The organism is Winogradskyella psychrotolerans (assembly GCF_018860565.1).
GTDB classification, from domain to species: Bacteria; Bacteroidota; Bacteroidia; order Flavobacteriales; family Flavobacteriaceae; genus Winogradskyella; species Winogradskyella damuponensis.
Genome location: NZ_JAHKPS010000005.1, coordinates 20,800 through 42,604 on the forward strand (window position 1 = coordinate 20,800; position 21,805 = coordinate 42,604).

The 21,805-nt window shown below is 34.5% G+C and carries 16 protein-coding genes; 1 reads left to right on the forward strand and 15 read right to left on the reverse strand.

The annotated features are described in order from the left end of the window. Positions 1-71 precede the first annotated feature (71 nt). Positions 72-776 (reverse strand): hypothetical protein, encoded by a 705-nt coding sequence (locus KO504_RS01750; RefSeq protein WP_215924616.1) that lies wholly within the window; start codon positions 774-776, stop codon positions 72-74. Positions 777-1,044: 268 nt separating this feature from the next. On the opposite strand from KO504_RS01750, the gene KO504_RS01755 reads away from it, so the two are divergent. Continuing rightward, positions 1,045-1,533 carry a YqiA/YcfP family alpha/beta fold hydrolase gene (locus tag KO504_RS01755; protein ID WP_215924617.1) on the forward strand — a complete coding sequence of 163 codons (489 nt, stop codon included), beginning with the start codon at positions 1,045-1,047 and terminating at the stop codon, positions 1,531-1,533. Between the two features lie 239 nt (positions 1,534-1,772). On the opposite strand, the gene KO504_RS01760 is transcribed toward KO504_RS01755, so the two are convergent. The 14 genes from KO504_RS01760 to KO504_RS01825 form a co-directional block, all read right to left on the reverse strand. Beyond that, the gene (locus tag KO504_RS01760; RefSeq protein WP_215924618.1) at positions 1,773-2,414 is read right to left on the reverse strand and encodes a DUF6266 family protein; all 642 of its coding nucleotides are present in this window, start codon (positions 2,412-2,414) and stop codon (positions 1,773-1,775) included. A gap of 125 nt (positions 2,415-2,539) precedes the next feature. After that, complete coding sequence (locus KO504_RS01765) at positions 2,540-2,980, reverse strand: DUF6943 family protein (protein WP_179319604.1); 441 nt, start codon at positions 2,978-2,980, stop codon at positions 2,540-2,542. A 1,210-nt stretch (positions 2,981-4,190) separates the two neighbouring features. Further along, complete coding sequence (locus KO504_RS01770) at positions 4,191-4,685, reverse strand: heavy-metal-associated domain-containing protein (protein WP_215924619.1); 495 nt, start codon at positions 4,683-4,685, stop codon at positions 4,191-4,193. 32 nt (positions 4,686-4,717) lie between these two features. Beyond that, positions 4,718-6,496, reverse strand: coding sequence for an efflux RND transporter periplasmic adaptor subunit (locus KO504_RS01775; RefSeq protein WP_215924620.1), 1,779 nt, complete (start codon positions 6,494-6,496; stop codon positions 4,718-4,720). Next, positions 6,486-6,968: a DUF305 domain-containing protein gene (locus KO504_RS01780; protein ID WP_215924621.1), complete on the reverse strand. Its 483-nt coding sequence runs from the start codon at positions 6,966-6,968 to the stop codon at positions 6,486-6,488. Before KO504_RS01780 ends, KO504_RS01775 begins: the two co-directional genes overlap by 11 nt. A gap of 11 nt (positions 6,969-6,979) precedes the next feature. Beyond that, a complete protein-coding gene (locus KO504_RS01785) occupies positions 6,980-7,711 on the reverse strand; it encodes a heavy metal translocating P-type ATPase (protein ID WP_215924622.1) in 732 nt (243 codons plus the stop codon). After that, complete coding sequence (locus KO504_RS01790) at positions 7,711-8,937, reverse strand: TolC family protein (protein ID WP_215924623.1); 1,227 nt, start codon at positions 8,935-8,937, stop codon at positions 7,711-7,713. The genes KO504_RS01785 and KO504_RS01790 overlap by 1 nt, the downstream gene beginning before the upstream one ends. Further along, positions 8,934-12,650, reverse strand: a complete 3,717-nt coding sequence (locus tag KO504_RS01795) for an efflux RND transporter permease subunit (RefSeq protein ID WP_215924624.1) — start codon at positions 12,648-12,650, stop codon at positions 8,934-8,936. The genes KO504_RS01790 and KO504_RS01795 overlap by 4 nt, the downstream gene beginning before the upstream one ends. 324 nt (positions 12,651-12,974) lie before the next feature. Beyond that, entirely contained in the window at positions 12,975-13,388 is a 414-nt protein-coding gene (locus KO504_RS01800) for an HYC_CC_PP family protein (protein WP_252723595.1), read from the reverse strand. 71 nt (positions 13,389-13,459) lie between these two features. Continuing rightward, positions 13,460-15,412, reverse strand: coding sequence for a heavy metal translocating P-type ATPase (locus KO504_RS01805; protein WP_215924625.1), 1,953 nt, complete (start codon positions 15,410-15,412; stop codon positions 13,460-13,462). Next, positions 15,409-15,771, reverse strand: a complete 363-nt coding sequence (locus KO504_RS01810; RefSeq protein ID WP_215924626.1) for a DUF3703 domain-containing protein — start codon at positions 15,769-15,771, stop codon at positions 15,409-15,411. The genes KO504_RS01805 and KO504_RS01810 overlap by 4 nt, the downstream gene beginning before the upstream one ends. Before the next feature lie 56 nt (positions 15,772-15,827). Further along, complete coding sequence (locus KO504_RS01815) at positions 15,828-16,241, reverse strand: Fur family transcriptional regulator (RefSeq protein ID WP_013622780.1); 414 nt, start codon at positions 16,239-16,241, stop codon at positions 15,828-15,830. A 2-nt stretch (positions 16,242-16,243) separates the two neighbouring features. Then, positions 16,244-17,449: an efflux RND transporter periplasmic adaptor subunit gene (locus KO504_RS01820; RefSeq protein WP_013622779.1), complete on the reverse strand. Its 1,206-nt coding sequence runs from the start codon at positions 17,447-17,449 to the stop codon at positions 16,244-16,246. A gap of 4 nt (positions 17,450-17,453) precedes the next feature. After that, positions 17,454-21,788 (reverse strand): CusA/CzcA family heavy metal efflux RND transporter, encoded by a 4,335-nt coding sequence (locus KO504_RS01825; RefSeq protein WP_215924627.1) that lies wholly within the window; start codon positions 21,786-21,788, stop codon positions 17,454-17,456. Positions 21,789-21,805 lie beyond the last annotated feature (17 nt).

Genomic DNA, 21,805 nt, shown 5'->3' on the forward strand with positions numbered 1-21,805 from the left:
AAAAACAAACAAGGTACTGCTACTACCTATATACATTTCAAAACTGCAATACCCACCACTATCTTTAGCATTTAAAACATACAAAGCCCATCTACCGCTTGATAAAACCGCACACCAAGCACACAAAGCTGAGTGCCAAGACCACTAGGTAAAGAATCCGGTTCTAAAACCACTGTAGAAACCGTAGAAGAACCATTCAAAACCAAAGGAGGAGCCAAATGTAGCACATAATCCAAACCATCAAAATCAAAATCCAACACACCATACGTCAGCTCAATATGGGTAGCACCAGCCACAAAGCCCACCTCCGCCATATCAAAATCAGTAATAGTTAAAGCCATACCAACGTTAGAAATCTTCATCGAAAAAGGTAAAACCTGCCGTACAACACAAGCTGGAGTATAGTTAAACGCGGTTAACAATTGAGGACCATAAGCATGCCCTACCCCATTCACAACACGGCGTTCCCCACGTTTATGCGTCGGACACAAAACTTTCAACCGCATAAACAAGCCCATCAAACGACTATGAAAATGCGTAAACTTGTGTCCTCTATAAAATGGACCTAAAGCCAATCTAAACGCTTTATTAACCGCAGAACAATGCCCAAACTCACTAGCGTTTTCAAGCACATGCTGCATACTAGCCTTGCTCTTTATTGCTTTTCTTGTAAATCCACCACCCGCTTTTCGGGCAATCGGCTTACCATTCAAATAATAAAAATTAATACCGTTCAACGTCCCTATTAAAGGGATAATGCCGCTCTGTTGTGCCACAACATCTAATTTTAAGCTAAACACCTAAAAAACATAAGTATACAAAATTTCACAATACAGGTTATAGCGTGGTTATGCCGTGCTTATAACAGGCTTAAAACAAGCTTATAGCATGGCAAAAGAAACAGACTTAGGGATGACACCAATAAAACCAGTGACAATTACTGCCAATAACCCTAGAAATATTCCAATAACACATGCCATTTACAACTGCTAATTGTTGTATCTTTATACAGCGTTATTTAAAAGTTAAAGACCCAACAGCACAATGAAAATCCTATACATACATGGTTTAAATGGAAGTTTGAGCCCCGAAAAAAAAGCGCTACTAGAACCTTATGGAGAGGTGTTTGCCCCAACCATAGATTACCAATCAGACACACACGCTATTGCGAGTATAAGCACAGCTTTTAAAGCAAAAGGAATTAATATCGTCATAGGAAGTAGTATGGGCGGCTTTACAGGCTATTACGTCTCAAACATAATGCAATGCCCTGCCCTACTATTTAATCCCGCCTTAGCCCTGAGATCAGTTCCTCAAACCATCCCCGAAATAAAAAACAACACAAGCCGTTTTAAGCAAATCGTTTTAGGCACACAAGATGATGTCGTAAACCCTAAACAAACCCTTAAGTTTCTATCTGAGACGCTCATAGACCATCCAGAATACAAAATACACATCCATAACCAGCTAGCACATCGCATTCCTTTAGAAGTCTTTAAGGAAGAAATACAACTGTTTTTTAAATCCTTATAATTTAAAATCTAAACACTAACATAACAAAAGGGTAAGCACAGCGTCTATTTTCCAATACAATATATAACTAACCCTGAATCCATTGGTGTTACCACATTTGGGCAACAAATAGGATACAAAAAACAGTAAATAAGGGAATATTAGCGATAAATATTAACAAGTAATTCATCGTCTTAAAAACAAATATAGCATAAAAAAACCGCTCGAATTGAGCGGTTTTAAAATAAAGACAACAAGTATTAATTAGCTGTTCCAGAGCCTAAATAAGTACTGTTTGATACTTGACTACCATCAGCAGTAATAAATGCCATAAATAACTCTACTGTGTCTCCTGCATAGGTTGTCGGAATTGCAACAATTTGACTGCCAACTGTTCTGTCTGCTCCATCAGTTAAAGAAATAGATTCTTTTTTTGATGGATTGTAAACCAATAACATTGCTTTGTCAGTAGTGTTCGCATTCCCTTCCGCAGAGTTATCATCCCAGTTAAAAGTTACTTCTCCAGCAGTTGCAAGATCAGTAGTTGGGTTTAATGCTGTTGATAAACCTCCTCTACTTACCAATGCGTTAGCATAATCCACATTGAAGTTCGGCTCAATACCACCAATAGCGTTATTTAACACGTAAGACATTGCAGCATTGAATGCTGTTTTCTTAACTGCTAAAAACTTATATCCTTTTTGAATAAAAGGTTTAACAGCTTGAATAAATTCTAAAGTCACCGTAAACTTATTTCTTTGGTTTACCTGACCTGTAGTTCTTGGATTGGCTACACTTGAAGGTTTAATTCTAATGTAATCAATTCCTTTCCAGCTTCCACCGATAACGTTACCAACCTTACCTGAAAGACCTCCTAAAATACCTTGAGCAATTTTACCCATAACATAAATAATTTAAATGAAACATAATTTTCTTCGGACTTGGTACGGACTTAACACGAAGTTGTACCTTCCGCTGAAATATATGGCAAGTTTTATGCTATTCTTTTGATATGGATTTTGTTGCTTTAGATTGCTTCTTTTTGCATTTTAGAAAATAAACTTTGGATATATGATACTTTCAAATCTGCCATTTTTGAAATGATTTTATGAAGCTCCTTTTCCTTTTTATTAATTGCTGACACAATATTAATATGTTTTTGCAACTGAATTGCATCATAAAACAATGAGCTGTAGCTGTTTTTCAAAGTGTTCCTACAATCATCTATTGAAATAAACGGAATAACACTACCTTTTAAATAGTAAGCGTAAAAACCGCCTATTTGCAACATCATAGATAAGTGAAAAAGTGTGTGTTTTACCTCTTCTGTTGTAGTAGTGACAACGAAACAGTTAGCACAGGATTTTAAGAGTGGTTTTCCGCTGTTTAGACCTTTATTTAGAATGAAAAAATGAGGGTTCGAGTAGGTTCTTCCGATTTGGTGTGTTTTTAGTTCAAAAGTTGACATAGCTATCCAATTTAAAATTGCTTCGCTACGCTTCGCGCCATTATTTTTTTTGAAAAGAAAAAAGATAGCCATAGTTGTTGTGGCGTGGGTAAGGCTGTCAAGGTTTTTGGATAAAAGTTTTTTGAGTTGAATGTCTAAATCAAAAGAAAAAGGGTATTGAAAAAAGTTTTATTCAAAACCCGTAGGGCTTGACCTTTATAGCCTTGTGCGGTTGGCAGAGGTAGCCACATATATTTGCCATTTTTTTTTATTTTAATATTTCAAATCGGTTTAAACTTGATTCAATTTACTTTTAACTTTTCTGGGGAATTAACACTTAAAAAAATAGGTTTCAGTTCGTATTTGAGCGTTGGATGAAGCGTTTGTATGGGTAGCGTTTTAAATAGTTGTTTGATAAAACAGCATTTAAACAAGCTACTTATACAGGACTTTTAGACAATAGCTTATTGCTTTTTTGAGGCACGATAAAAAGTAATGTGCTATGGCGTAATACTACATATTATAAACCTATTTTTTTATAACCGCTGACTTGGGTGGTTGGGAAAAGTGGTCTTTAATATTTGTTAACGAAATGAAACAAACAAAGACTTGAGGTAAGGAATACTTGGACTTAACGATGGTTTTGTGCAGATGAATGAGATAACGAATATTATAATAAATTAACGTTACCCTTTGAATGTTCGACTGTTTAATGTTTGTTCAAAATGTAGTTAGAAGTTCGGATGTGAGCGTTGGAATAGCGGATATTTAGCTCGTTTCATTTTTATTTTAAATTAATGTACTCGTGAATATCCACAGTTTAATTTTAGTTCCGATTTGTGCGGATGGTGAGTGGATATTTTACATAATAGCAGTTATAGCGACGAAAATATAATAACACGCCGTAGGCAACCTCTGAAAGGATTTTTGCTCCTATAACTTCTATTATGTAACATAGCTTGGGATTGGTTTTGTGGCGGAATAGTTGTTTTGAACGTTGGCAATAGCTCTTTGCTTTTTTATTGTACCAATTTATTAAAATGGATACTTTTAAATAAAAAAAGAAATGTGCTATTATAGCGCTGGCTACAAGTATTATGACATAAAACCAATTATGTATTGGCGTGCGGAACAACACAAAAGACAGAGGATTTTGAGGTACGAAAAAACTGGGTTTTGGGTTGTGGGGAATAAAAAAAGAGCCTTCCGAAAAAGACTCTTTCATTATTGCTTAATGGTCGTGATTTGAATGGTCATCACTTTTTTCTTCACCAGATTGATTCATCATCATTTCGTGGTCGTATTTACAGCAACCTGGTAAACCATCATATGCTTCTTCATCACCTGCAATTTTTTCGGTATCATATCCTGAAGCTGCGATTGCTTTATGGATTGCCATTGCATCGGTTTTTGTATCATCAAAAGACACGTCAATCTTCTTTTTATCGACATCCCAATTAGCACTTGCTACGCCTTCAACACCGTTAGCTGCTTCTTCGATAGTGTTTTTACACATTCCGCAATTTCCTCTTACACCAAAAGACAGGTCTGTGATTGCCATATCTTTTGACATTTCAGTAGTTGTGGTTTCTGTTTCTTTTTTGGTTTCGTTTTTACAACTTGTAAAACCTAATGCTGCTATTACAGCTACACTTAAAATTACTTTTTTACTCACGTCGATTACATTTTTGTTTTTGTGTTCGTGATTTTTCTTTGAAAAATTCATTGTTTCAAATTTAATTGTTATTACTTGATTTTTTATTCTATTACTTGTTTTACTTCACCACAGGTTAGCATTGCTTCGCCAAAGTATGGATTGATTACTTTTTCTTCTTTACTCAACCAATATGCACCATTGTTGTTATCTGACATTGGACAAAATTCTACATAGACCTTTTCATTGATACCAAATAGTTGAACAGCATTGATTAGATGTGATGATAAATGTTTAAAATGGTCTCTTTGTGATTTTATATCGGATGTTTCAGAAATTGAGGTTGCAGAAGATTTTATTTCGCCTTCTAATGACATCCAATGGTTATGCGCCTTATTATCTGACAACAATTTCATATCTACTTTGTTCAATTTATTTAATAAAGTTGTTGCGTTTGCTGAAGTACTTTTTGAATCTTCTTTTACTAAAGCATCTTTTAAATTGATATACGCATTGAAAACAGCTTTTAACTGCTCTTGAAATTTCGCTGACACTTTCAAACGCTCATTCATATTAGTGTGGTCACTTTCTTTGTTAGAAGCATTGTTATCCATACCTAAATGACCTTCGTGTCCCGTCATTACTTTACCACCTTCTTTATTCATCATAGACTTTTTGCCTTGTAATTGTGCAGCTGCATCAACCGTAAATGTTCCGTTAGTCACTATTTCATTTCCAGCAAATATACCTTCTACAACTTCATATTCATTACCAATTTGATTGCCTAATTTAATTTCAACCATTTCAAAAATAGGTTGGTCTGGATTTGTTTTGAGGTACACCACAGAACGTTCACCTGTCCATAACACAGAAGATGTAGGAATTGTCAATAGGTCTTCATTTTTAGCTGTACTGCCTTCAATATTTGCGGTTACAAACATCCCAGGTTTAAATACATCGTCCTTATTGCTTAAAACAACACGTAAGGTTACAGTTCTTGTTTTTGTGTTTAAAACTGGGTCAATGAAATCAACTTTACCTTTAAACTCTTTATTAGGATAAGCATTGGTTGTTATCATCACTTCCTGTCCTTTTTTAAAGCGGTCAATCTGATTTTCATACACATCAAAATTTCCCCAAACTGTGTTGAGATTGGCGATTTTTAATAAGGGTTGACCTTGTTTGATATAATCACCTTGCTCTACCAATTTTTCTGTAACAGTACCCGAAAAGGTTGCATAAACAGGAAAATTTTCTTTCACTTTTCCTGTTTCTTCAATCTGATTGATTTGATTTTCAGAGAGCTTCCATAACTTCAGTTTATTACGGACTGCTTTGTATAAAGCAGGTTGTGATTCTTTTAAAGATGCTGCTGTAATTAATTCTTGTTGTGCTGCATACAATTCGGGTGAATAAATGGTTGCCAATAATTGACCTTTACGAACTTCTTCGCCTGTAAAACTCACATTCAAACGTTCAATTCTTCCAGCGAAATAACTTACCTGTACTGCATTGGCTTCTTCGTTTTCAGCAATTTTACCGGATAATTTGATAGTATTGCCTTCAACATTGCCTTTACCAACAATAGATGTTTGAATATTAGCTAAAGCCATAGCATTTTCGGTCAATTTGAATTGGTCTGCTAATAAACCATCACTTCCACCATCAGCAGGAATTAAATCCATACCACAAATAGGACAATCGCCTGGTTCTGGTTGCATAATTTGTGGATGCATAGAACACGTCCACATTTGATTGGTTGCTGCAACCGCATCGTGATTATGGTCTGTTCCTTCTTTTGATGAGCCACCAAAAAGCAACCAACCCAATAACACACCTACTACGAGTATGCCAATATATATGACTATTTTATTATTTTTCATTCTCTAATCGTTTTATCATTGCTTTCATTTCTTTTATTTCTTTACGTTGTGCTTTTATAATGTCTTCTGCTAATTTCTTAACTTCTGGGTCTTGAATATCTGCTCTTTCACTTGTTAAAATAGCGATAGAATGATGTGGTATCATTGCTTTCATCCAAAGGATATCACCAATAATTGGTGCTTGTGTTCTCACCAACCCTAATGCACCTACAAACAGAATAAAACTACCTGCGAGTATGGCGATATTCTTCTTTTTGTCGTTATACATTTTTCGCATAAAAAACCACATTATTACTGCCATTGTTGAAATTCCTAAACACGTCATATAGAATCGTGTTAAACTAAACCATACGTGGTCTATGGAATAGGTGTTTAAATACATTGTGATGTACATTGCTACAAATGAGCAAGCCAGCATTATAAAGAAGGTTTTGTAGTTTCCTTTGTTTGAGTGTTTTTTTGAATTTTCCATAATTTTTGATTTTAAAAGATTAACATTAAACTTGCCATAACAATCATAATTGCATTCTCTATAAATGTGGCTTCAGTCATAGGTAATTTTAAAGCAGTACCCAAACACGCACATCGAATTGATTTTTTGTCCAATAATGTTTTTGTTACTCCAATAGTTGTTATCCCTAATACTATTAGTGTAATTATTAAGGCTATATTGATTTCAAACCGCATTAAAAACATCAGTCCTAAAGCTGTTTCAATAAAAGGATAAACTTTCCCATAAAAAGGGACACGTTTAGCTAAAGGGTCGTACATACGGAAGGATTCAGGAAAGCCTTTTAAATCTAACATCTTGAAAAAACTAAACACGATGTAAAATAACCCCATAAAGTCAAGCATAAACGCGTTCCATCTCCAATTTTTATAATGTAATAATACACTTGCAGTTGCTATATAAAAAATGATAAGCAATAAAGGTTTTAGCTGTTGTAATTTGCTTTTTTCTTCTTCCATAGGCATTGCCGACATACTTGAAGATGCAAACACATTCTTCTCATTCTTTTCAGATAAAGTATACTTTTCTGGTAATGCTTTTTGTAGTATATCAGTTGAAATATGTTTATTCATTTTCACTTCTGCCTCACCTTTTTCAAGATTAACAGACACCTCTGATACGTGGTCTATTTTACTCAAATATTTCTCGACGGAAGCCTTACAGTTATTGCAAGTCATTCCCGCAATCTTATATGTGTGTTTCATTATTGCTGTGTTAAATAATTAATAATCGTTGATTGAACATAATAAGTTCTAATTGATTCTATTTGGTTCATTTGAAACTTTAGTTGTAGTTCTTGAATATCCAAAACATCATTAAAATCAATCGTTCCTGTTTCATAGCTTTTGATTAAAATATCTTCTGCATCTTTAGCTTGCTGTAGGTTTTTTGTTTGAGTAGCATAACTTATTCTTGCAGAAATGCGTTCATTATTTGCTTTGTCTAAAAGCGTTTCCAATGCATTTAAACGTTCCTGTTTTTGGACCGTAATTTCCTGCTGTTGCAAATCATTTTGTTTGGTCTGTGATTTATATTTCTTATTGAAAATTGGGATAGATACCGAAACCATTGGCATTACAATATCCTTTCCGTTATCGCTGAAATCCATATTTGGTCTTTCAGCAACATTGATATAATCTAATCCAAAACCAATCATTGGACTGCTTTCTTTTTGATTTAATAATTCTGATTGCTCTATGGATTTATAAAGTTTATCATATTTCAGCAATTCAGGATGTAATGCTAAATTTTCAGAATTAATATCAAAGTCATCTGAAGGTATCATTAAACTATCTACCACATTCAAGCTAACATCATTATCTCTATTCAATAAATTATTGAAGTTAGTTTGTTCTGCTAAAAATTGTTGTTGCAATACATCTTTTAATTGTTGCATTTCGTTTTGACGCATTTGCAATCGCAACACATCTACTGCGGATGCTTTACCAACCTCAACAGAAGTTAATGCCAACGTCTCATAAGTTTCTAATAGTTTGATGTTTTCAGTTAAAACCTTTTGCTTTGCTTTGTTGGCGTATAGATTATAATAGGATTGTGATACCGAAGCCATTAGTTTTCGCTTTGCGATAACAATGTCCTCGTATTTAGCATCTGCCAATGAACTCACATAGTTTTCTCTTGATATAATGGTTCCGAACCACGGTAACATTTGTTTAGCAGATACTTTAAAGCGTTGTGCTCCTGTTCGTGTTTCTGGTTCACTTACAAAATATCCTACACCAAATTCAGTATTAGGAATGGTATTGACTTCGTTTACTTTTTCAGAAGCTCTTTTGTATTGTAATTCAAACTTTTGAATTTCTGGATTGTTTGTTAAGGCTTCATCTATAAGTATTTCTAATTGTTGTGCATTTCCAATGAGAACAAAGAATAACGAACAAAGAATAAAGACTGATTTTATCTGTTTCATTTTACAGTTCTTTTAAGTTGAAATTCGGCTTTCCAGCTATATAATACTGGAACTACAAATAAGGTTATTAAGGCTATAAGCATTCCACCAAAACTTGGTATTGCCATAGGTATCATTATATCGCTTCCTCGACCTGTAGAGGTTAATACTGGTAATAATGCTAAAATGGTTGTAGCTGTAGTCATTAAACAGGGTCTGATTCGTTTTTCTCCTGCTTCCACTATGGATGCTCTAATTTCCTTTTTATTCTCTGGTGTATTTCTATCAAAAGTTTGCGTTAAATAGGTTGCCATTACCACACCGTCATCGGTTGCAATTCCGAATAGTGCAATAAACCCAACCCAAACAGCAACACTTAAATTAATTGGGTGCATTTGGAACAAGTCACGTAGATTTTCGCCAAAGAAATTGAAGTTTAAAAACCATCCCTGACCATACAGCCATATCATAATAAAGCCTCCTGCAAAGGCTACTGCAATACCTGTGAATACCATTAATGATGTCCCTACTGAACGAAACTGGAAATACAAAATCAAGAAAATTATTGCCAATGCTAAAGGAACGACAACCGATAAAGTTTTTTCTGCTCTTAACTGATTTTCGTACGTTCCTGTAAATTGGTAGTTAATACCTTTTGGAACTATCAATTCACCAGAATCTATCTTTTCTTGGATTAAGGCTTGTGCATTTTCTACGACATTGATTTCTGCAAAGCCATCTAATTTATCAAACAAGACATAACCTACCAAAAAAGTATCTTCACTTTTAATGACTTGTGGACCTTGTTCGTATCTTATAGTTGCCAATTCGCTTAATGGCACAGGACTACCTTTTTCAACTGGCACATAAATCTGTTTTAAATCGGTTGGGTTTGCACGTAATTCTCTTGGGTATCGTACACGAACACCATAACGCTCTCTACCTTCTACCGTTTGGGTTAAGACCACACCACCAACTGCTACTTTTAATACATCTTGAACATCTTGTATCGAAATGCCATAACGTGCAATTTTCTCTCTATCAATATCAATTAACAAATAGGGTTTACCAACAATACGGTCTGCAAAAACAGCTTCTTTTTTAACACCTTCAGCTTCCTTAATGATGTTTTCTAATTGCACACCAAACGCTTCAATCTGCTTTAAGTCTTGACCTTTTACTTTAATTCCCATAGGTGCTCGCATTCCTGTTTGAAGCATCACTAATCGGGTTTCAATAGGTTGTAGTTTTGGTGCAGATGTAACACCTGGTAACTTTGTAACTCTTACGATTTCATTCCAAATATCGTCTGGTGATTGTATTTCTGGTCGCCAATTACGGTAGAACTCGCCATCATCGTCTGGAATGAGTTGTTCTTTTGCATTAAGAGATTGCCACGCTTCACTCTGTTCCGCTCGCAATGACATTCCGTTTTTTAACACATATTCACCATCATCATTCACTTTATAACGTTGGCGTTCTCTGTTTTCATTCAGCATATATTCTGGTTTGTACTGAATGATATTTTCATACATCGACAAAGGTGCTGGGTCTAAAGCTGATTCTGTTCTTCCTGCCTTACCAACTACGGTTTCAATCTCTGGAATACTGGCGACAGCCATATCCAATTGCTGTAAAACACGTTTGTTTTCTTCTACGCCAGAATGAGGCATCGAGGTTGGCATTAGCAAAAATGAGCCTTCATTTAATGATGGCATAAACTCTTTACCAGTGTTTTTCATAATGAAAAAACCTGCAATTACAATAGCCGTTGGTACAGATAAAAACAACAATTTATTATCTAAACACCACCTTAAAATACGTGTGTAATATTTGATGAATAATGAGAAAATACCTAATAAACCAAAGCAAATAACACTAACGAAAATGAGATTCCAGAAAATGCTTTTATCAACACCTAATGGTCTCCAATATTCTGCTAACAAGAATACTATTGCTGATGCTGAAATAATAATATTAATAAGGTTAGCTTGCTTGTCTGTTATCTTATTTTGAAGATTGAGAAGTGCGGTAATTCCAAAAGCTATTAATATCAACCCTAACCAATACCCATAGATAATTGCAGCGATACCTAACGCTATTAAAACACCATTTAAAACATATTTAAAAGTGTTTTTGATGTTTTTCTTTCTGAATAAAAATGCAGCAAACGGTGGAATTAAAAACAACGCTACTATTATAGAAGCTGTTAATGCAAAAGTCTTTGTGAAGGCTAATGGTCTGAATAGTTTTCCTTCCGCTCCAATCATTGTAAATACAGGAATGAAACTGATAATAGTTGTCATAACTGCGGTCACGATTGCGCCAGACACTTCAGCCGTTGCGTTATAGACTACTGTGTTAATTGGGATGAGATTCCCACTTTCGTGGGAACGATTCTCGTCTAAATGTCGAATTATATTTTCTGAAAGGATAACACCAACATCTACCATTGTACCAATAGCAATTGCAATCCCAGATAATGCGACAATGTTGGCATCTACACCAAAGAGTTTCATTGCAATAAATACCATTAAAACTGCAACAGGTAATAGTCCAGAAATTAGTACGGAAGCTCGAAGATTAAACACCATAATAATTATTACTAAAATGGTAATCAATATTTCAAGAGTTAAGGCTTCGTTAAGTGTGCCTAATGTTTCTTGTATCAATTCTGTTCTATCGTAAAAAGGCACTATGGTTACTTGTGAGGTTCTACCATCCGATAATACTTTTGAAGGTAATCCTGCACTTAATTCATTAATTTTTTCCTTTACGTTATTGATGACTTCCATTGGGTTTGCGCCATAACGAGCCACCACAACAGCACCAACAACCTCTGCACCTTCTTTATCTAATAATCCACGTCTTGTTGCAGGACCTAATGAAACTTTACCAATATCCTTTATCCTAATTGAAGTATAATCTCCTGAAGTGACTACTGCATTTTCGATGTCTGAAATGGATTTCACATAACCCAAACCACGAACTAAATATTCGGCTTGGTTAATTTCCAATGTTTGTGCACCAATGTCTTTATTGCTTTCCTTAACTGCTTTTACAACTTGGTTTAAACCAATGTCGTATTGACGCATCAATTCTGGATTCACGTCCACTTGATATTCCTGAACATAGCCACCAATAGAAGCAACCTCTGAAACACCACTTGCAGAGGACAACGCATACTTTACATAGTAATCCTGAATACTGCGTAACTCTTGCAAATCCCAACCACCAGTTACATTTCCGTTGTCGTCACGTCCTTCAAGCGTGTACCAAAATATTTGTCCTAATCCTGTGGCATCGGGACCCAAAGCAGGATTAACACCTTCGGGTAATAAACCACTTGGTAAGGAATTAAGTTTTTCGAGAATACGACTTCTACTCCAGTAAAATTCTATGTTTTCTTCAAAAATGATATAGATACTTGAAAAACCGAACATAGAGGAACTACGAATGGTTTTTACACCTGGAATACCGAGTAAAGATGTTGTGAGTGGATAGGTGATTTGGTCTTCTATATCTTGTGGTGAGCGACCATCCCATTTAGTAAATACTATTTGTTGGTTTTCACCTATATCTGGAATGGCATCTACAGCAACTGGGTTACTTGGTAAAAATCCTGTATCCCAATTAAAAGGTGCATTTACTGTTCCCCATCCTACGAAAAGGACGAGAAGTAGTACTGCAACGAGTTTATTCTCGATGAGAAATTTGATTGCTTTATTAAGCATAAAATTTGATTATTAAACAGTTAGACATTGGTAGAATACCTGATAAACTTCAAAATAATCGATTGAATTAGTTTACTCACATCTATTCTATAGCATAAATAGGTGTTCGTGATGTGCTTCGCAGTTCTATTTCCTTTATATTTCAATATAAAATAGAACCGTAACTTTGGCTATGCTTATATTTTCTATTTCATCTAAAGAAAATATAATTCAAATTCACTATCAATCATTTTAAAATTCATTCGGTATTAAGAAAACACCGAATACAGCAAATTATCCTTACAACATTGCTGTCATAGGATAAAAGAGTCTATTGTTTAAAAATCAAATTAAATAAGTCTCGTCAATCTTGAAGATTTGCTTTATGACGAGTGGTGGTTCGTATTCTTCAAAAGAAGATACATTGTTATCTAAACCTTCAAAAAGGTTAATGTAAGTGTAAACAAATGAAGCGATGAATACCTGTTGCTCAAATGAGATTTTGTCAACTTGCAATTGCAATTCGTCTTGACCTTCAATTGCTAATTGTTCATCATCACAACAATTTTTCTTGGTAATAGAACATCCTTCGGTTGAAGGCTTTTCCATTTCCATTCCGCACCCTTTGGCTTTTTGAAAGATAGCAGTTTCTACTAACGTATCTCCACAATAATGCATATTCAAAGTAAATGACATTGTAGAGAATAACACTACAAAAGCCATTGTTAAAGACATTATTTTATGGAAAAATTGCTTCATATTGATTGCGAAGTTACGAAATTTTAACAACTATTGATTTTGTTTAACAGAAGTTTAATTGACTAATCTGCTTAATCCCAAGTCATTTTCTGCAAGCGAACCGCATTTAATATTGCTAAAAGTGCAACACCAACATCTGCAAAAACTGCTTCCCACATTGTTGCCAAACCTCCTGCTCCTAAAATCAATACAATTACTTTGACACCAAATGCCAAAATAATATTTTGCCAAACAATTTTTCTTGTGGAACGACTTATTTTAATCGCCTTTACCACTTTTGAAGGTTGGTCTGTTTGAATAATAACATCTGCTGTTTCAATAGCTACATCACTTCCTAAACCACCCATTGCGATCCCTACATCACTTGCTGCTAAAACTGGTGCGTCATTAATACCATCACCTATAAAAGCTATTTTGTTTGCTGGATTTTTCTTTAAAATTTCAACTTCGTTTAATTTATCTTCTGGTAATAATCCACCTTTAGCATTTTTAATATTCAATTCTTTTGCGACTTGTTGCGTAATGGAATCTTTGTCACCGGAAAGCATCATAATATTTTTAATGCCTACTTTGTGTAATGCTGTAATAGTTTCTTTTGCATCTTCCTTTAATTCATCTGCTATGACTACATAACCTGCAAATTGATTATCGATTGCAACTAATACTATCGATTCTACAATAGGTTCCGTTTCAGATGGAACATCAATATTATTGACAGTCATTAAGGCTTTATTTCCTACTAAAACTGTTTTACCATTAACAACGCCTTTTAAACCTTTACCTGCAATTTCAGACACTTCAGTAGCTTCAAAATCTTCTCCTTCTGCTTTGTACTCTAAAATGGCTTTAGCAATTGGATGCGTGGATTGTTCTTCCATCGCCATTAAGTATTGCATAAATTCGGTTTCTTTCCAATCAATTGCTTTTACTTCTTTGATTTTGAAAACACCTTTGGTAACTGTTCCTGTTTTATCCATCACCAATGTATTCATCTTGGTCATTGCATCTAAAAATGAAGCACCTTTGAACAATATTCCATTTTTTGAAGCTGCTCCCAATCCACCGAAATATCCTAATGGAATTGAAATCACTAACGCACAAGGACAAGATATTACCAAGAAAATTAATGCTCTGTATAACCAATCTCTAAACACATAATCATCTACAAAAAAGTAAGGTATAAAAGTAACACCAATAGCTAAAAACACTACAATTGGTGTGTAGATACGAGCAAACTGTCTGATGAATAATTCTGTTTTAGATTTACGTGCTGTTGCATTTTGAACCAAGTCTAATATTCTCGCAATAGAACTGTCTTCAAACTTATTGGTTACCTCAACTTCAATAACGCTTTCCAAATTAATACTACCTGCGTAAACCTTTGCTTCTTTTTGAATGGAATCTGGTTTACTCTCGCCTGTTAAAGCTGCGGTATTTAATGATGCTTTTTCAGATAATAAAATACCATCCAATGGAATCTTTTCACCAACACGAATTTGAATTTTCTCTCCAATGTTTACATCTTCTGGCGAAACACTCTTATAATCTCCCTCACGAAATACATTGGCTTCTTTAGGTCTAACATCTAATAATGCTTTTATATTTCCTTTTGCTCTGTTGACTGCTGCGTTTTGAAATAATTCCCCTACTGCATAGAATAGCATTACAGCAACACCTTCTGGATATTCACCAATGACAAATGCACCAATTGTAGCAATAGACATTAAAAAGAATTCGGTAAAAACATCGCCTTTTACAAGGCTTTTCCATCCTTCTTTGATTACTGGAAATCCAACAGGAATATATGCTAAAGTGTACCAAACTACTCGAACCCATCCTTCAAATTGAGGTATCGCATCAAAATAGTCTACCGCTATACCCACAATAAGCATTGTAAAACTTAAGATTGCAGGAATGTATGTTTTGAATGCACTACCATCGCCGTGGTCGTGATCATCATCGTGAGAATGTTGTTCTTCTGAATTTGGTTTTAAATCTCTTAAATTGACTTTCTTTTTTTTCATTTAATATCTAATAATTTTTCAATGTCATTTGGAATAGGCATTCGTTTTAATGATGGCACGTTTGCTCCACCTGTATTACCAAGTGGAACGTGATTAATAAATGATTTCCAGCCACCCACAAGCAACCTAATTATTTGACCTATTACTTCTTTCGTATCTTTTTGTCTATATCCAAACTTTAGCATAAGCCAATGTGAATAGGTATGTTCTATAGGATAAGATTGTCCTATTATATGACTACGTTCTAAATGATACCAAGCATCACCAAATTGTTTATTTTCTAAACAGAAACTGTATTGTTTTAATTCTTGGTTATACGCCTGTTTTAGATGTTTAGGTATTTTAGTATTAAACTTCATATCCTCTAATTTTGGATAAATGTACTTTAATAATAAGTGCAATGGAAGTGCAATAATTAGACACTACACTTATCGCAAATACCTTTTACCACCAAATTTACATTCTCTGACACAAAACCATCTGGCACTTTTATTTGAGGTATTTTATGTTCTGTTAAGCAAATGGTTTCATTGCAATTATTACAATGGAAATGTAAGTGCAAATCGGTTTCAATTTCACAATTACATCCCTTTTCACATAATGCATATTTTGTAATCCCTGTACCATCGTCTATTTGATGCACAATAGCCTTTTCTTCAAAGGTTTTAATAGTTCTGTATAAAGTGGTTCTGTCTGCTTTTGAGAAAGCATTTTCAATATCACTTAAAGTAACAGCGACCTCTTTTTCTGCAAGAAACTTATATATAAGCAAACGCATTGCTGTAACACGAATATTTTTTGACTCTAATACTTGTTCTATTGTTTCCATAATTAATGTGCGTGTTCTGCTTCTCCTTTTTTCATTTCTGCGTTAAGATAATAAGCATTGTTATAAGCAAATTTTGTATTACTTTCTATGTTTTCAGTAAATTGAACCGATACCCAATCACCATCTTTAGTGCCTAACACAACTTCGATAGGTTTAAAGCTCCAATCGTCATTTTCTTTTTCTACTGAAAACACATAATATCTTTCGCCTTCTTTTATAATTGCACTTTCTGGTAAAGCTTTTGTTTGGGTATTATCTACTTGAATTTTACCTTGAATATACATACCAGGAATTAAGTTACCTTTTTTGTTTTCTATTTCTGCGTGAACGTGGACTGCTTTTGGGTTGTCCTCAAAGGTTTTGCTTACGGAATAGATTTCTGCGATAAGCTCTGCATCTGGTATGGATTGTACCGTAAAGTTAACTTTCTGACCTTTCTGTACTTTATAAACATCTTTTTCAAAAACCATTAAATCGGCGTGAACGTGATGCGTATTTACAATTTCAAATAATTCGGTTTGTGGCTCTACATATTGACCTGTTTTTACTTCAACTTTTTGCACAAAACCTTCTATTGGACTTCGCAATGCTATGCGCTGTGCAATTGTTCCATTGCGAACTGATGTAGTGTTAACGTTGAGTATTCTTAATTGCGCTTCTAAACCATTAACCATTGCTTTTGATGCTTGATATTCTGCTTCTGCTTTCTGGAAATTAGCACCAGAACCAACACCAGCATCGTATAATTTTTGTTGACGTTCATAATTTTTCTTTGCAAGCTCGCTATTGCTATAAGCGTTTAAATAATCCGTTTGCGCTTGTATGATATTTGGGTGCGATAGATAAGCCACAACTTGACCTTTATTAACCTTATCACCTTCAATCACTTCAATTGAAACGACATTTGCACCAACAACAGTAGTAATAGCTGCTTCGTTTTGTGGTGGTACTTCTAACGTTCCGTTTGCTTCTACATAGCCGCTCATATTACGTAATGCTAACGTATCTATTTTCATTTTCAATGCATCGAATTGCTGTTGTGAAAGCATTACTTCGTCTTCATCGTGATGCTCTTCGTTAACTTCTGTTTTTTCTTCCTCATCGTGGGAATGACCATCATTCTCGTTATGATTTTCTTTATTTCCGCAAGCTGAAACAAATATGGCTAACACCATTACGGTAAGGATTTTATATATTTTGTTTTTCATTGTCTTATTTATTAAAATATTGTAATTGAAATGTGCTTTCTAAATAGTTTACTAATGCAGTCTGTGCTTCCAGTTCCGATTGAATTGCTTCTTTTATCAACTGCGTAAATGCAGTATAATCAATTTCGCCTTCTCTATATGCCAGTAATGCACCTGTTTTTTGCTCTTTTGTTAATGGTAAAACTTGGTCTTTGTAAAACTCCCAAGATGTTTTCCATTTCATATAATTTTCTTTAGCCTGAACAAACCTTGATTGTACTTCCTGTTTTTTGAACGCTACATTGGTTTCCGCTATTTCTTTATCAATTCTGGCACTTCTAACTTGTGCTTTGCTAGAACCTGATAAAAACGGAATTGAAATTCCTGCTTGATAGGTGTAAAATCCTGAATTGCCATTTACTTTTTGTAAACCACCTTGAAGATTGAACTTTGGCAAATTATCTGCTTTTGCAGCTTTATATTTAGCTTCCGCTTCATCTACAATGTTCTGCGACATACTGTACAATGGATGACTTTCAATACTGAATGTTTCCATATCAATATCTATCGCTACCTCAAATTCATCTGAAACTGTAAAAATTTCTTCTGATACCAACCACAAATTGAATTGCTGTAAGGCAATAAGATAATTACTATAGGCTTGCGCTTTTTTATTCTGAATTTGAAACGCTTGATTTTTTGCTGCCGAATATTCTAATTTAGAAATAGCTTCGACTTCATAATTTAAAGCTACTGCTTGCTCGAATTTGGAATAAATGGAATCCAATTCCTTATACAAATCATAGTTTTGTTTCATTTGATAGCAATTAGACCAAGCTTTTTTAACTTCCAATTCTAATTCCAACTCGGAAAGTTGAAAGGCTTTTTGTGCCAATTGAATGCGTTGTTCTTGTAGCTTCTTTTTAGAACCAATGCCAAATACATCGATATTTGATTGACCAATACCAATGGTTGTATAGATGCCATTTCCATTATCAATTTCTTCTCCACCTGTAAAAATTTGAGTCGTTCCGAAATCATAGGCAGTCGATTTTAATTGTTCTTGTTTTGTAATTTCCAACTGCTTTTGCTTCAATAATGGATAATTACTTTTTGCGAGTTTAACAGCTTCCTGTAATGAAATTTCGGGAATTGTATCATTCAACTCTTGTGCATTACTTTGTGGTGAAAAGCCAAATAGTAATAATACAACTGCTGTTGCTGTTACTAACTTTTTATTTGGCTTAAACGTAAAAGATTTGTTTTCTACCCAATGATATAAAATTGGTAAAACAAATAAGGTAAGCAAAGTTGAAGTTAATAATCCACCAATAACAACCGTTGCCAATGGACGTTGTACTTCTGCACCAGCTGATGATGAAATAGCCATTGGTAGAAAGCCTAATACATCTGTAAAAGCAGTTAGCATAATAGGTCTGATTCTTCGTTTAGTACCTTCAACTATTCTATCCTTTAGATTGGTTACACCTTCTTCTTTTAATTCGTTGAGTCCGCTTATCATTACCAAACCATTTAAAACTGCAACACCAAACAGCACAATAAAACCAACACCTGCCGAAATACTAAATGGCATATCACGTAACCACAACGCCACAACACCACCAATAGTTGCCATTGGAATAGCTATGTAAATCATTAAGGTCTGTGGTAAAGATTTTAATGCAAAATATATTAGTATAAATATGAGTAACAATGCAATAGGCACAACGGTTTGTAATCGGTTGCTGGCACGTTCTAAATTTTCAAATGCACCACCATAACGAATAAAATAACCTGATGGTAATTCTAATTGTGCATCTAATTTTGATTTAATTTCAGTTACTAACGATTTTACATCACGTCCTCTAACATTAACACCTACATAGGTTCTTCTATTGGTATTATCTCTACTGATTTGCATTGGTCCTGCTTTATAGCTTACATCTGCAATTTCACGTAAAGGAATTTGAGCACCCGAAGGTAAATTGATATACAGGTTTTGAACATCTGAAATATCCTTACGGTTTTGATCGCTTAATCGTACTACTAAATCGAAGCGTTTTTCACCTTCAAAAATTACACCTGCTGTACCACCTGCAAATGCAGATTGTACGGTTTGATTAAGCGTATTTATTTGAAGACCATATTGCGCCAATTTATTCCTGTTGTAATTGATTGTCATTTGTGGCAAACCTATTGTGGCTTCCGCTTTCATATCACCAATACCTTCAGTACCTGCGATAATTTTAGATATTTCTTCGGCTTTTTGAGATAGAATATCAATGTCTTCACCATAAAGTTTTATAGCAATATCTTCACGAACACCTTCTAATAACTCGTTAAAACGCATTTCAATAGGTTGTGTAAACTCATAATTAACACCAGGAACCATTTCAACTGCTTCTTTCATTGCTTCAATCAATTCATCTTTTGATTCTATAGTAGTCCATTCACTTTTAGGTTTCAGAATTACAAAAACATCGGCAATATCCATAGGCATCGGGTCGGTTGGAATTTCGGCAACACCAATACGACTCACAATTTTATCAACTTCTGGAAATTTTGCTTTTACTATTTGTTCTATTTTGGTAGTAGTTTCAATAGTTTCTGTAAGTGAACTACCTGGTTTTAAAATAGCGTGAAATGCAATATCACCTTCATCGAGTTGCGGAATGAACTCGCCACCCATTCTTGAAAACATAAAAACGGTTATTCCGAACAACACAACTGCAATACCAATTACCCATTTCCCTTTTCGCAAGGCTCTAACCAATAAAGGTTGGTATTTATCTTCAACCCAATGCACAAATCTATCTCCATAAGATTTTTTATCGTTTTTAGGTGCTCTTAATATTAAAGCTGACATCATTGGCACATAGGTTAAACAAAGTACCATTGCACCAATCATAGCAAAAATAAAGGTCAAAGCCATTGGTTTAAACATCTTTCCTTCAATACCTTGTAAGGCTAAAATGGGTAGAAAAACGATAAGGATAATCAACTGACCGAAGAAGGCAGCATTCATCATCTTTTTTGAAGCATTAGACGCCACTTTATCTCTTTCTTTAGATGTAAGTTGTTTCTTTTTCAAAACTTGTGATGCTATAAGAAAAACAGTGCTTTCAACAATAATTACAGCACCATCTACAATGATTCCGAAATCAATTGCTCCTAAACTCATTAGGTTTACCCAAACATCAAAAACATTCATTAAAATAAAAGCAAATAATAAGGATAATGGAATAGTAGAGGCAACTATTAAACCTCCTCGCCAATTACCTAATAAAAAGACCAACACAAAAATGACGATTAATGCACCTTCAATAAGATTCGTTGTAACTGTAGAAGTTGTTTCTCCAATTAATTTACTTCGGTCTAATAATGGTTCAATAATTACGCCTTCTGGTAACGACTTTTCAATTTGAGTCATTCGCTCTTTTACATTGGCAATAACATCATTGGAATTAGCTCCTTTTAGCATCATTACCAATCCACCTACAACTTCTCCTTCACCATCTTGGGTTAATGCACCGTAACGAATTGCCGAGCCAAATTGTACCGTAGCAATATCGCCAATAGTGACAGGTATATTATTAATATTCTTGACAGTGATTTTTTTAATGTCCTCTAAACTTCTCACCAAGCCTTCACCACGAATAAAATTGGCTTGATGGTTCTTTTCAATATATGCACCTCCTGTATTTTGATTATTGGCTTCAAGTGCATTAAACACATCTGTAATGGTAAGGCCAATAGCATTTAAATCGTTTGGGTCAACCGCTACTTCGTATTGTTTTATTTTTCCACCAATAGCGTTTACTTCTACCACACCAGGAACCATTGCCATTTGACGCTGTACAATCCAGTCTTGCATTGAGCGTAAATCTGCAATGTTGTATTTGTCTTTAAACTCTGGTGCAACTTTTAGTGTGTATTGGTAAATCTCTCCTAAACCTGTTGAAATAGGACCCATTGTAGGTTCGCCAAATCCAGTAGGTATTTGCTCTTTGACTTTGTTTAGTTTTTCGGCTACTAATTGGCGAGGTAGATATGTTCCCATATCATCATCAAATACAATAGTAACCACAGATAAGCCAAAACGAGAAATTGACCTTATTTCCTGAACATCAGGAAGATTGCTCATTGCCACTTCAATTGGATAAGTAACAATTTGCTCAATATCTTCAGTACCTAAATTGGGGGATTGTGTTATAACCTGTACTTGGTTATTGGTAATATCTGGAACAGCATCTATTGGCACTTTGGTCATACTCCAAATACCTGTTCCGATTATGGTAAGCGTAAGCAAACCAATAATGAATTTGTTATTGATTGAAAAATCAATGATTTTATTAATCATAGAAAATGTATTAATTC